This is a genomic window from Segniliparus sp., from assembly GCF_051660745.1.
GTDB lineage: Bacteria > Actinomycetota > Actinomycetes > Mycobacteriales > Mycobacteriaceae > Segniliparus.
Window position 1 is genome coordinate 62,502 of record NZ_JBOFQF010000044.1, and the last position, 12,491, is coordinate 74,992.

11 protein-coding genes are annotated in these 12,491 nt (G+C 67.8%); 6 read left to right on the top strand and 5 right to left on the bottom strand.

Features of this window, described 5'->3' with window-relative positions:
• Positions 1-21: 21 nt before the first annotated feature.
• The 5 genes from ACRC20_RS16635 to glyA form a co-directional block, all read right to left on the bottom strand.
• Positions 22-1,374: a flavin-containing monooxygenase gene (locus ACRC20_RS16635; protein ID WP_438687505.1), complete on the bottom strand. Its 1,353-nt coding sequence runs from the start codon at positions 1,372-1,374 to the stop codon at positions 22-24.
• A 94-nt stretch (positions 1,375-1,468) separates the two neighbouring features.
• Positions 1,469-2,284 carry a polysaccharide deacetylase family protein gene (locus tag ACRC20_RS16640; RefSeq protein ID WP_438687506.1) on the bottom strand — a complete coding sequence of 272 codons (816 nt, stop codon included), beginning with the start codon at positions 2,282-2,284 and terminating at the stop codon, positions 1,469-1,471.
• Positions 2,271-3,587, bottom strand: a complete 1,317-nt coding sequence (locus tag ACRC20_RS16645; protein WP_438687507.1) for a PhoH family protein — start codon at positions 3,585-3,587, stop codon at positions 2,271-2,273. Before ACRC20_RS16645 ends, ACRC20_RS16640 begins: the two co-directional genes overlap by 14 nt.
• Positions 3,588-3,612: 25 nt before the next feature.
• Positions 3,613-4,500, bottom strand: a complete 888-nt coding sequence (locus ACRC20_RS16650; RefSeq protein ID WP_438687543.1) for an acyl-ACP desaturase — start codon at positions 4,498-4,500, stop codon at positions 3,613-3,615.
• A gap of 191 nt (positions 4,501-4,691) precedes the next feature.
• Positions 4,692-6,002 carry a serine hydroxymethyltransferase gene (gene glyA, locus ACRC20_RS16655; RefSeq protein ID WP_438687508.1) on the bottom strand — a complete coding sequence of 437 codons (1,311 nt, stop codon included), beginning with the start codon at positions 6,000-6,002 and terminating at the stop codon, positions 4,692-4,694.
• A 140-nt stretch (positions 6,003-6,142) separates the two neighbouring features.
• Between glyA and coaA the strand changes: the two genes are divergently transcribed.
• From coaA to ACRC20_RS16685, 6 genes are all read left to right on the top strand, one after another.
• Positions 6,143-7,066 carry a type I pantothenate kinase gene (coaA, locus tag ACRC20_RS16660; protein ID WP_438687544.1) on the top strand — a complete coding sequence of 308 codons (924 nt, stop codon included), beginning with the start codon at positions 6,143-6,145 and terminating at the stop codon, positions 7,064-7,066.
• Positions 7,067-7,418: 352 nt separating this feature from the next.
• Complete coding sequence (locus ACRC20_RS16665) at positions 7,419-8,381, top strand: MlaE family ABC transporter permease (RefSeq protein WP_438687509.1); 963 nt, start codon at positions 7,419-7,421, stop codon at positions 8,379-8,381.
• A 38-nt stretch (positions 8,382-8,419) separates the two neighbouring features.
• Complete coding sequence (locus tag ACRC20_RS16670; protein WP_438687510.1) at positions 8,420-9,322, top strand: MlaE family ABC transporter permease; 903 nt, start codon at positions 8,420-8,422, stop codon at positions 9,320-9,322.
• A 2-nt stretch (positions 9,323-9,324) separates the two neighbouring features.
• Complete coding sequence (locus ACRC20_RS16675; protein WP_438687511.1) at positions 9,325-10,452, top strand: MlaD family protein; 1,128 nt, start codon at positions 9,325-9,327, stop codon at positions 10,450-10,452.
• Positions 10,449-11,465, top strand: coding sequence for an MlaD family protein (locus tag ACRC20_RS16680; protein ID WP_438687512.1), 1,017 nt, complete (start codon positions 10,449-10,451; stop codon positions 11,463-11,465). The genes ACRC20_RS16675 and ACRC20_RS16680 overlap by 4 nt, the downstream gene beginning before the upstream one ends.
• Positions 11,462-12,490 (top strand): MlaD family protein, encoded by a 1,029-nt coding sequence (locus tag ACRC20_RS16685; RefSeq protein WP_438687545.1) that lies wholly within the window; start codon positions 11,462-11,464, stop codon positions 12,488-12,490. The genes ACRC20_RS16680 and ACRC20_RS16685 overlap by 4 nt, the downstream gene beginning before the upstream one ends.
• Position 12,491 lies beyond the last annotated feature (1 nt).

Below are 12,491 nucleotides of genomic sequence, written 5' to 3' on the forward strand. Positions count from 1 at the left end.
GGAGCAGGAAGCCGCGGCCTGCTATGCCCGCTGGCGAGGCGAGCCGCTCCTGGCTTGCAACGGGGCGAACATCCCCGGCGTGAGATTCTGCCACCCGGCGCGCAGGGCGACCTCGGCGATGCGGCGGCGGAAAGCCCCCGCGTCCACATACGAGCTGTGGCGCGCCGAGTCGAGAAAAGCGATCCCTCCCGACAGATCCGGCTTGTCGCGGGCGATCAGCTCGTCGAGCACAGCCGCTTTCCTCGGAGCCTCGACCTGGTCGCGCAGGTATTGCGCGACCAGGTTGCTGATGGTGTCGAACAATGTGTACGCGCTGGAGTTCACTTCGACATACCCCAATCCGAACAAGTTCCGATGCTCGCGGCTGAACGTGTTCAGATACAGCTGCGGCCGATTGCCGCGCCAGACGAAATAGTCCTCGTCGAGGTACGGGATCGTCCAGTCGTAGCCGGTCGCGTAGAGCACCAAGTCGATCCGCTCGCTGCTGCCGTCCACGAATCGAACCCGGTCCCCGTCGAACCCCGCGACATCCGGTTTGATCGCGACGTCGCCGTGCTGGAGATGGTGCAGCAGTTGGCTGTTGAGCAGCGGGTGCGACTCGAAGAGCTTGTGGTCGGGCTTTGGCATCCCGTACTTGGACAGATCTCCCTGCAGCGCTCGCAGCAGTCCAGCGGTCAGCAGCCTTTCCAGCCAGACCGGCAACGCCGGGCTCTGTTCTTTGATCAGGTCGGCGGGGAGGCCCAAGATGTGCTTGGGAATCAGGTGGTAGCCGCGGCGCACACTGACGAACGCGGCGTCTGCGGCCTGCGCGGCGTCACAGGCGATGTCGGCCCCAGAGTTCCCCAGTCCGACGACCAGCACCCGCTTGCCCCGGAACTCGAGGAGGTCGCGATAGCTGCCGGAATGGCGCGCTTCGCCGTCGAACCGACCGGGATAGCACGGTGTGCGCGGGGCCCACGTGGTGCCGGTCGCGCACACCACGGCGCCGTAGACCTCCCTGCTGCCGTCAGCCAGTCGGACATGCCAGTCGTCGCCGCTGCGCGTGACATCCGAGACCTCCGTGCCGAGGCGGATGCGATCGAGCAGCCCGTACGCCTCGGCGAACGAGCGGGTGTACGCCAGGATCTGCCGATTGCCCGGATAGTCAGGGAAATGCTCCGGCATGGGGAAGTCGAAGAACCCCGAGGTCTGTCTGGACGAGATGAAATGCGCAGACTCGTACATCGGGGTCCCGGGATTGTCCAGGTCCCAGATCCCGCCGACATCGTTATGCCGCTCGTACTGGTCGTACTCGACCCCGACGAGCCGTAACGCCCGCGCCAAAGACAATCCAGCAGGCCCGGCTCCGATGACACATACTCTGCGATTTCCCATAGCGAGTAGTGAACCTCGCCCGACTGCCCACGGGGAAGGGCAGGAGCGGCCAGAAGACCAGCAGGACCGGACAACTCGGCGCGGCGGGGCGCGATTACTGCGCAGGAGCGGGCGGCGCGGGGTCGAGCTGGTTCTCGCTCCGATCCCAGTAGCGCACGCCCGGCTTCGGGCCGCCGCCGGGCTGCGCCCGGATGAGCCGGTCCACCGTGACGATCGCATACCCTTGCTTCTTCAACCACGGCACCGCGTCCGCCATCGCCTGGACCGTGCCCTCGTGCACGTCGTGCAGCAGGAACACCGCGCCCGGCTGCGCGTATTTGCGCACCGCGTCGACGGTCAGCTCCGGCTGGTCGCTGTGCTCCCAGTCGTACGCCACCACGTTCCAGAGGATCTCGGAGAGGCCGAGCCCTTCTTCGATCTTGAGAATGTCCGGGGTCGAGAGACCGGCGGGCGGGCGGTAGATGTTCGTGCGCAGGCCCGTCGCCTTCTGCAGCGCGTCCACGGCCTTGACCAGCTGTTGCCGCGCGTCGGGAAGCGACTGCCAGGTCATGTACGGGTGGTTCCACGAGTGGACGCCCACCTGCATCCCGGCCTCGACCACGTTCTTCGACCAGTCCGGGTGCGCGGCGATACGCTCGCCGAGCTGGAAGAACGTGGCTTTCGCGTGGTAGGACCGCAGGATCCACAGCAGCCTCGACGTGTACGGGCCGGGGCCGTCGTCGAAGGTGAGCGCGACGCACCGCGCCTTGGCGCAGTCCACGGTGTCGGGGTCTGGGTCGTTCGACGCGGACCGCGCCGCGTTGCCCGCGTCGGGCAACGTCAGGACCAGCGCGATCAGGCCGACCGGCAACACCCAACGCAGCGCCCGTGTCGCGCGCGCGGCGAACGAGGCGTGGTTAACCGATCCCATCGTCCAGGAGTCGGGTAGCGAGCGCGGCCACCGGGCTGCGCTCCGAGCGGGTCAACGTCATGTGGGCGAACAGCTCTTCGCCCTTGAGCCGCTCGACCACCGCCGCGATGCCGTCGCGGCGCCCGACCCGCAGGGAGTCGCGCTGCGCAACGTCGTGCAGGAGGAAGATGCGGCTGCCTTCGCCGAGCCGGGTGATCGCGGTGAGGATCGTGGAGCGCTCCAAGTTCTGCGCCTCGTCGAGCAGGACGATGGTCTGCGGGCCGAGGGTGCGGCCTCGGATGTGCGTGAGCGGCAGGATCTCCAAGAGGCCGCGCGAGCGGACCTCGTCGATCACTTCTTCCGAGGTGATGGACCGCAACGCGTCGATCACGGCCGCGCTCCACGGGTTCATCTTCTCCTCCTCGTTGCCGGGGAGGTAGCCGAGGTCCTGGCCGCCGACCGCGATGATCGGGCGGAACACGATGATCCGCTTCGCGGTGCGCCGCTCCAGCACGGCCTCCAGCGCGGCGGCGAGCGCCAACACGGATTTGCCGGTGCCCGCGGGCCCGCCGAGCGAGACGATGCCGATCTCGTTGTCCAACAGGTGCGAGAGCGCGATCCGCTGCTCGGCGGATCGCCCGTGCAGGCCGAAAGCCTCGACGTCGCCGCGGACCAGGTGGATCTCCTTGTCCCGTCCGACCCTGCCGAGCGCGGTGGCGCGCGAGGCGGTGAGCACGACGCCGGTGTTCACGAGCAGGTCGTGGGTGACCGCGACGGCGCCGTTCTTGTACAGGTGGTCGAGCTCCTCGTCGCTGATCGCGAGTTCGGTGAGGCCCGTGAAGCCGCTGTCCGGCACCTGCTCGTGCAGGTACTCCTGCGCCGGGATCCCGAGCCCGCCGTGCGCCAGCAGGCGCAGCGGCAAGTCTTTGGAGACCACCGCGACGTCCTCGCCCGCACGGCGCAGCGCGTCGGCAACGGACAGGATCCTGGTGTCGTTGGAGCGCTCCGCGCGGATCGCGTCCGGCAAGGCGGACGTGTCGACGTGGTTGATCTCGATGCGGACCGTCCCGCCCTCGTCGTTGACCTGGACACCTTGGCGCAGGTCGGCTCCGGGCTTGCCGCGCAGCGCCTCAAGCGCGCGCAGGACGGTGCGGGCGTTGTGCCCGAGCACCGGATCGTGGCGTTTCGCCTCGAGCTCTTTGATGACCACGATCGGCAGCACCACCGAGTGCTCCGCGAAACGGGTGAGCGCACCCGGATCGGAGAGCAACACACTGGTGTCGATCACATAGGTCTTGCGCGATCCGGGCTCGCTGTGGCTCATATAGCTCCTTATGTCTTGAGCCTGGTTATTGCTGTGCGGCGTACTCCCGCAAGGCGGCTGCCGCTTCGAGGCCTGCTTCGCTCAGGCCGGTCGTGATGTCGAGGACTCCCCAGTCGGCGAGCGCCGAGGCGACCGACGCGTGCTGGGTGGCCTCGCTGTGCAAGCCCGCCTCGGCGAGCAGGGCCAGCTGGCCGCCGAAGTCGTCGATGTCGCTGCCGAGGATCTCGGAGGCCGTCTCCCGCAGATGCGCGGCGAGGGCGATGAGGATCTGGTCCGGCGTGACCTCGAGGCCCCGGCGGACGACCTTCGCGTAGAAGCCCGCGTGCAGCTCCTCGTCCTCGGCGATCCGCTCCAAGAGCTGCCTGACCACGGGCTCCTCGGCCGAGGCCGCGATGACCGCGCGGACGAGGTCCAGGGTGACCTTCTCGTGCAACGCCGCGAACACCAGGGTCTGCAGCGGCGTGCCGCCCGCGTAGTTGACGCCCTTCCAGACGTGGCCGAGGCGCCGTTTCTCCAAAAGGACCGGATCGCTCGCCCCGGTCACGACGAGGTAGTCGCGCAGCGCGATCGCGTGCGCGCCCTCCTCGGCGGTCCACTGGCCGAGCCATTTGTCCCAGCCCTCGCGCAGATGCATGTGGTTGGCGAAGATCCGGTTGTACGAGGGGAGGTTGTCCTTGTCCAGGAGCAGCAGGTCGAGCGCGGCGGCGATCGGCGCGGCGAGCTTGGAGCGGGACGGGTCCCAGTCCTTCCCGCCGAGGAAGGCGAAGGTCTGGCCCTCTTCCCACGGGATGTAGTCGTGGAAGAACCACTCCCGCATAGCCTCGAGGTGCTCGCGGTAAGCGTCGGGAAGAACGTCTCGCAGTTCCCGCAGCAGCTTGCGCTCTTGCAGGTCTGTCGTCGTGGTCGTAGTCAGTGCCGTGTTCTCCGTCGTGCAATCGTCCGTCTGGTCGCTTCGGCCTTCGGCCTTCGCTCTTGTCCTTGCGAGCTCAGCTTAACTCTCGAAACCCTGCCCGCAGGGCCCGACTCGCTGGTTGTTCTGCCGCAATCGCCGACAGAGGTTGTTCTGTCCCAATCGCCGACAGGCTGGGGCGAGTCTACCAGCTTTCAGTCGCCGAACTTCCAATTCTCCAGATCGGAGTACAGCGGGAAGTCGCTCGCGAGGCGCTTGACCCGCGCGGACAGCGCCGCCACGTCCGCCGATCCGGTGAGCGCGCCCGCGATGATGTCGGCCACCTCCGCGAACTCTGTCGAGCCGAAGCCGCGGGTGGCCAGCGCGGGGGTGCCGATCCGGACGCCGGAGGGGTTGAGCGGCGGGCGGGGGTCGAACGGCACCGCGTTGCGGTTGACGGTGATGCCGATCTCGTGCAGCTTGTCCTCCGCGTCCTGGCCGGACAGCTGCGAGTCGCGCAGGTCGACGAGCACCAAATGCACATCGGTGCCACCGGTCAAGACCGAGACGCCTGCCGTTTTCGCGTCCGGGGCGGTGAGCCGCTCGGCGATGATCCGGGCGCCGTCGATGGTGCGCTGCTGGCGCTCGGCGAACTCAGGGGTGCCCGCGACCTTCAACGCGACGGCCTTGGCCGCGATCACGTGCATGAGCGGACCGCCCTGCTGGCCTGGGAAGACCGAGGAGTTGAGCGACTTCGCGTACTCGGACTTGGCGAGGATGAGCCCCGAGCGCGGGCCGCCGAGCGTCTTGTGGACTGTGGTGGAGACCACTTCCGCATGCGGCACCGGCGAGGGGTGCAGGCCTGCGGCGACGAGTCCGGCGAAGTGGGCCATGTCCACCCACAGGTGCGCGCCGACCTCTTTGGCGATCTCGGCGAACGCCGCGAAGTCCTGGTGGCGGGGATACGCGGACCAGCCTGCGACGATCACCTTCGGACGGACCTCGAGCGCGCGGGCGCGCACCTGGTCCATATCGATCCGGTGGGTCGCCGGGTCCACGCCGTAGAAGTTCGCCCGGTAGAGCTTCCCGGAGAAGTTGAGGCGCATGCCGTGCGTGAGGTGCCCGCCGTGCGCGAGGTCGAGGCCGAGGATCGCGTCGCCAGGTGTGGCCAAAGTCATAAGGACTGCGGCGTTGGCTTGCGCGCCGGAGTGCGGCTGCACGTTCGCGAACTCCGCTCCGAACAGCGCTTTCGCCCGGTCGCGCGCGAGCTCCTCGACGACGTCGACGTGCTCGCAGCCGCCGTAGTAGCGCCGCCCCGGGTACCCCTCGGCGTATTTGTTGGTGAGCACCGAGCCCTGCGCCTGGAGCACCGCCCGGGGCACGAAGTTCTCCGAGGCGATCATTTCGAGCGTGTCGCGCTGGCGGGCCAGCTCGCCGCCGACAGCGGCCGCGACCTCGGGGTCCAGCTCGGTGAGCGAGGCCGTGAATGCGTTCGCGCCTTTTTCGGGCCCAACCGGGATGCTCATGTCTCTACTCCTTTGTTCGGCCCCTCGCAGTGGCCCGGACAGTGTACGCCCCGAGTGCATCGGCCCAGTACGGGAGGAGCAAACTGGACAATGTGATCGCGCGAACCGCGGAGCCCCGGCCCAAGCCCCTCCCCAAGGGAGTGTCTCAAGCCGGGCCGTTCGTCGAGTTCGACCGGACGGCGTGGCGGGCGCTGCGGCAGGCGACCCCCCAGGTGCTCACCAAAGAAGACCTGACCAGCCTCCGGGGCATCCGCGAGCACCTGGACCTCGAGGAGGTCGAAGAGGTCTACCTGCCGCTCACCCGGCTCATCCATCTGCGGGTGGCTTCGAGCGCGCAGCATTTCGCCGCGATGTCCACCTTCCTCGGCGAGCAGGCCTCGCTCCAGAAGGTGCCGTTCGTCATCGGGGTCGCGGGCTCGGTCGCGGTCGGCAAGTCCACGACGGCGCGCGTGCTCGCCACCCTGCTCGCCCGCTCCGAGGGCAACCCGAAGGTCGACCTGGTGACCACCGACGGGTTCCTCCACCCGAACGCCGAGCTCTCCCGGCGCGGCCTCATGTCCCGCAAGGGATTCCCCGAGAGCTACGACCGGCGCGCCCTGCTGCGGTTCGTGGTGGACGTGAAGTCCGGCGTGCCCGAGGTCTCCGTCCCGGTCTACTCGCATGTGCTCTACGACATCGTGCCCGGGGCCGCCCAGACAGTGCGCAGCCCGGACATCCTCGTCGTCGAGGGGCTCAACGTGCTCCAGGCCGGGCATCGGCTCATGCTCTCGGACCTCTTCGACTTCTCCATCTATGTGGACGCCCGCACCACCGACATCGAGTCCTGGTACGTGGACCGCTTCCTCGCCCTGCGCGGCACGTCGTTCGCGGACCCGCGCTCGCATTTCCACCACTACGCCGGGCTCTCCGACTCCGAGGCGGTGGACGAGGCGCGGCGGGTCTGGCGGTCGATCAACGAGCCGAACCTCGTGAAGAACATCTTGCCCACCCGGCCGAGGGCCACCCTCGTGCTCCGCAAAGACGCGGACCACTCCGTCGACCGCGTCCTGCTCCGCAAGCTGTGACGTAGCCGGGGAACATCCCCGGACCCCCTCCCGCTCCGCGCCGACGACAGCCGCGAGAGCCCCTCCGCGCCCGCCCCCGCGCGCCCCTCTCGGCCCCCGGCTCGCGCCGGAACCGGCTTCCATCTCGCCAATCGCGCCTGTTTGACTCCGCCCACAAAGGCTGCTACTTTATGACGCGTACCACAGATGACACGGGTGTCGATAGAGCCGCCATGACTACGGCAGGCGCAAGCGGCGAAGTCGACGATTGAAGACATGGGAGTGCTATGGGCGCGTTCTCCGCGAGGCGGATCGTTTCCGTTTCCGGCTGCGCGCCAGCCGTGCCCCCGCCCGACGGGGGGCCTTCGTCCTCATGACCCTCACGAGCAGCGTCCTCTCCCCTGACGAAGAGGCGACAGGCCTGGCGCACGACGAGCCCCCTCGCAACGGCGCCCCCAAGAACGGACACGCCCCAAAGCCCTCGCCCGCGAAAGCGCCCCAAGACGAGGAACAGGGGCTGATCGGGTACGGCGTTTCGCTGGCCGTTGGCGCGCTGCGCCAGGCCGACGGGGCGTTGCAAACGATCGGCAGGCTTGCCGTCCTCGGCATGCACGCCTTCCGGTTCCTCGTGGCCGACCTGGTCCAGTTGCGCCACCCTTGGCGCGAGACGCTCAACCAAATCGCGTTCCTCATCAGGGTCACCGCGCTGCCCGCCCTGCTCATGTCGATCCCCTTCGGAGTCATCCTCTCCGTCCAGGTGAACAGCCTCATCAAGCAGGTCGGCGCGGTGTCGATGACAGGAGCCGTCGGCGGGCAGGGCGTGATGCAGCAAGCAGCCCCGATCGTCACGGCGCTGCTCCTCGGCGGAGCCGCCGGGTCTGCGGTCGCCACCGACCTCGGCGCGCGCAGCATCCGCGAGGAGATCGACGCCCTGCTCGTCATGGGGGTCAACCCGGTGCGCCGCCTCGTCGCCCCACGCCTGGCCGCCGTCCTCTTCGTCGCCCCGCTGCTCTGCGTCTTCGTCATCTTCATGGGGCTCGCCGCGAGCTATGTCATCGCCGTCGGCAAGCAGGGCGGCACCCCCGGCGGCTATATCGCGTCGTTCGCGTCGTTCGCCAGGATCGAGGACATGGCCGTTGCGATCGTCAAGAGCCTGCTCTTCGGCGTGACGGCGATCCTCATCGCCTGCCAGCGCGGCCTTGAGGCCAAGGGCGGGGCGCGCGCGGTCGCCGACGCGGCGAACGCGGCGGTCGTCCTCGGCGTCGCCTCCATCATCGTCATGAACGCCGTGCTCACCGAACTCACCACCATCATCCTGCCCACCAGGATCGGCTGACGGTGATCGAGGCCAAGGAAGAAAACAGACTGACCATGGTGACGCAACCCTCTCCCGCCATCGGGTACACCGCAGTCCCCGCGCGGTACGTGCCGCCCGGCTTCCGGACGCTCTACCGATTGCAGTCGTCCGCGCGCACGGCCCCCGTCGGAGCCGCCGCGAGCATCGGGCACCAGATCACCTTCCTCGGGCTCGTGCTCGCCGCCGTGCCGAGGACGATCCGGCATTACCGCCGCCAGATCGGCGCGCAACTGCTCGATGTGGTCTGGGGCAACGGCTCGATCATCGTCGGCGGCGGCTCGATCGGCATGCTGCTGCTCATGGGCGTGAGCATCGGCGCGTCCATGGGGGTCGTCGGCTTCGCCACGCTCGACCTCGTCGGTCTTGGGCCGCTGGTCGGGTTCGTGTCCGCCTACGGCAACACCCGCGAGATGGCCCCGCTGATCACTGCGCTCGGCTTCGCGGCGCAGACGGGCTGCCGCATCACCGCCGAAGTCGGGGCCATGCGCATCTCGGAGGAGATCGACGCGATCGAGGCGCAGGGCATCCAATCCATCCCGTTCGTCGTCACCACCCGCGTCATCGCAGGCGTCGTCTCCATCATCCCGCTGTTCGTGATGACGCTGCTCCTCGGCTATCTGTCCTGCGCGTTCGTGGTCAACGTGGTGCACGGCGAAGCCTCGGGCACGTACTACCACTACTTCGACGCGTTCGTCCATCCGATGGACGTGGTCTACGCCATCCTCAAGGCGGTCATCTTCGTCGTCGCCGTCATCGTGATCCACAGCTACCAGGGCTACTACGCCAGTGGCGGCCCCGAGGGGGTCGGCGTCGCGGCGGGCCGGGCGATCCGGACCAGTTTGATCGCCATCATCGTGCTGGACATGATCCTCACCCTGGTCCTGTGGGGAGACGACGGCGGCCTGAGGATCTCGGGGTAGCCATGGCCGTGTACCAAGACCTCTCCGGGCGCGCCGCGAGCGTCCGCGCCCTCTTCCTGCGGGGCGTGGCGACCCTCGTGGTGCTCGCTGTCGCAGGAATCTTCCTCTATCGGACCGCGACCGGCACGTACAAGGACACGTTCAAACTGACCCTGCTCACGAACTCGATCGGCGAAGGGCTGGTCACCGGGTCGGAAGTGAAGTACCACGGCTACTCCATCGGCTCCGTCGAGACGCTGGAGCCGCTCGGCGGTGGCAAGCAGAAGATGACGCTCGTCCTCGACACCCCCCAGGCCTCCTCGCTCACGGCGGACACCACGGCCAAATTCATCCCGGCGAACAGCTTCGGCACCACCGCGGTGGAGCTGGTCAGCGACGGGCGTGGCCAGCGGCTGGTTTCGGGGGCCGTGCTCCGGATCGACAAACAAACGGTCGCCACCTCGCTCACCGGCCTGCTCCGCAAGGCGAACGGGTTCAGCAAGTCGATCGACCAGTCGGCCCTCGAAGAGGCGCTGACGGTGCTCCGCAAGCACGCCGACCTCGTGGGCCCGGTCTCGCAGGCTGTCGTCGACACCGCCAAGATCGTGACGATCCTCGCCAGGAACCAGCGGCTCTCGCAGTCGATGTCCGTCGCCGCCACGGTCCTCAACGGCGTCACCAGCATCCTGCCGGTCATCGCGGGAGCCGATCCGGCGATGAAATCCTTCGCGCAGACGCTCTCGCCCGACATCGCCGAATCGGGCAACACCCAATTCGGCTATTTCGCCGACTGGTTCGCCGAGCTCGACAACGACTTCGCCCGGAACATGGACTGGGTCTCCCCGCTCGCCAACGGCCTGGTGAACATCCTCGCGCCCGCCTCGTACGCCGCGGGCAGCATCGCCCCCGAGTTCAGCCGCCTGCCGAGCCTCATCGACCGGACCGGCGAGGTCATCCGAAAGGCGCACGGCGGCCAGGTGAACCTGGATGTCACGCTGGACGAGATGCCAGGGCTGCGGAACGCGATGGGCGGCGGCCAGCCGCAGGCACGGGAACCGCACGAGCGCGCCGCCAAGCAATCCGCGACGCAGCTCCCGAACACCGGGGCGGACGACGGCTCCGACTCTGAAGCCGACGGCGGTGGACGTTGAAGAAAATCGCCGTCCCGGTCGTGATCACGGCCGTCTTCACCGCTGTCGCCCTGGTCTTCGCCTCGATCGTGACGAACGCGCTGCGCAGCCCGGTCTCCGGCGAGACCGTCGGGTACACCGCGACCTTCAGCGACGTGGCCGGGCTCTTCGTCGGCAACGACGTGCGCATCGCGGGGGTCCAGGTGGGGAAGGTCGAGACGATCCGGCTCAACGGGCGCAACGCGGACGTCGGGTTCACCGTCCTGAAAGACCAGCCGCTCTACACGGACACCGTTGTCGCCGTGCGCTACCAGAACCTCCTCGGCCAGCGATACGTCGAGCTCGCCCAGCCCCACACGCCGGGGGCGCTCATCGCGGCGGGGACCGCCATCCCGCTCGAACGGACGATCGCGTCCTTCGACATCTCGAAAATGTTCAACGGATTCCGCCCGCTCTTCCAAACCCTCGACCCCGCCCAGTTCAACCAGTTCGGCGAAGACATGCTGCGGCTGATCCAGGGCGACGGGGACGGCTCGGGGATCGGGCCGGTGCTGCGCGACCTCGACGCCGTTTCGAAGCTCGCGGTGAACCGCCAGGCGGTCTTCGTCCAGCTCATGCGCAATCTCGGGGAAGTGTCCGCCGAGCTCGGCGGCCAGTCGAAACAGATCATCGCGACCATCGAAGCCGTGCAAGAGCTCCTCGCGACCCTCAACCCGGAGTTCGACCAGATCGGCGCGGCGAGCGACGACATCCAGCATTTCGCGCAGCAACTCATCCCCTCGATGCACTACCTCGAGGACATGATCGACGTCATGACCATCCCCTATTACGACTTCCTGATGCGCGTGCTGCCGCACACGCCCGCCATCATCGGGGCCATGAACATGCTCCCCTCGCTGCTGCAGGGGGCCCGCGACCAGATCCTGGACGGCCCGACCTCGAAGCCGAATTTCCAGTGCTCCAACGGACTCGCCGAGCTGCCCGGCGTCGGCGAAGTGCCCTTCGGCGACCAGAACCTGGTGCTGTGCCGATGAGACTCTTCCGCAAGCCCTCCGTCGCCCTCGACGACCGCGCCGCCGTCAAACGGCATCGCTGGATCGGCGTCGCGAGCATTCTCGTCGTCGGCGTCCTCCTCGTCGCGACCGGATGGATCTTCCTCAGCCCGTTCGGGGGGCGCCTGTACACCGCCCATATGACGGCGGCGGGCGGAGTCCGCGCGGGCGACGACATCCGCGTCGCGGGAGTCTCGGTCGGCAAAGTCGTCAACATGCGGCTGGACCGGACCGAGGTGAAGATGACGTTCACCGTGACGCCATCGGTTTTCGTCGGATCGGATTCGACGTTAGAGGTCAAACTGCTCACGCCGCTCGGCGGGCGCTACGTGGCGCTGCGCCCGGACGGGAACTCGCCCCTGGGGAACAAGACGATCGCCGCTAGCAAAGTCGAGCTGCCGTTCACCATCACCGACATCCTCCGAGCGGCAGAGCCGATCGTCAAACAGGTCGACGGGCAAGTCATCCACGACACCTTCACCGAGGTGGCGGGCGCGATGAACAAATACCCCGACGCGCTCCGCGACGTGCTCAAGGCCTCCAACACGTTGACCGCCTCGATGACCCGGATGGGCGGCGACTACCGCAAAGTCCTCGACGTCGCCAAGGAGTACTCGAGCACGTTCGTCACGGGCCGCAAACAACTGCAGGCGATCGCCGGGCAGCTCGTCATCACCCTGCGCTTCTTCGAGTCCAAAGGGGTCGAGGTCGCTTACGTCCTCACACAAGCCGCCGAGTTCGTCCGCGTCCTCAAACGCATCGCCGTCTTCTACGGCAACGCGCTGGAGCCCATCATCAACAGCATCGACGACCTCTTCGACATCACCTACGCCCACCCCGAGCGCGTCGGCCAGGCGCTCGACGGCGTCGGCCAGCTCCTGCGGATCGTGATGCCCATGCTCCACGGCGAAGGCATCGTGCTCAACGACAAGAACCGCATCATGGACGAGAACCACGTCGAACCCCGTCCGGACATCTGCGTCCCGAACATCTTCAGGCAGTGCTGAT

Bases quoted from the DNA above. Each gene is read 5' to 3' on its own strand.
- ACRC20_RS16635 (WP_438687505.1), bottom strand. From the start codon at position 1,374: ATGGGAAATCGCAGAGTATGTGTCATCGGAGCCGGGCCTGCTGGATTG.
- ACRC20_RS16640 (WP_438687506.1), bottom strand. From the start codon at position 2,284: ATGGGATCGGTTAACCACGCCTCGTTCGCCGCGCGCGCGACACGGGCG.
- ACRC20_RS16645 (WP_438687507.1), bottom strand. From the start codon at position 3,587: ATGAGCCACAGCGAGCCCGGATCGCGCAAGACCTATGTGATCGACACC.
- glyA (WP_438687508.1), bottom strand. From the start codon at position 6,002: ATGAGCATCCCGGTTGGGCCCGAAAAAGGCGCGAACGCATTCACGGCC.
- ACRC20_RS16665 (WP_438687509.1), top strand. From the start codon at position 7,419: ATGACCCTCACGAGCAGCGTCCTCTCCCCTGACGAAGAGGCGACAGGC.
- ACRC20_RS16675 (WP_438687511.1), top strand. From the start codon at position 9,325: ATGGCCGTGTACCAAGACCTCTCCGGGCGCGCCGCGAGCGTCCGCGCC.
- ACRC20_RS16685 (WP_438687545.1), top strand. From the start codon at position 11,462: ATGAGACTCTTCCGCAAGCCCTCCGTCGCCCTCGACGACCGCGCCGCC.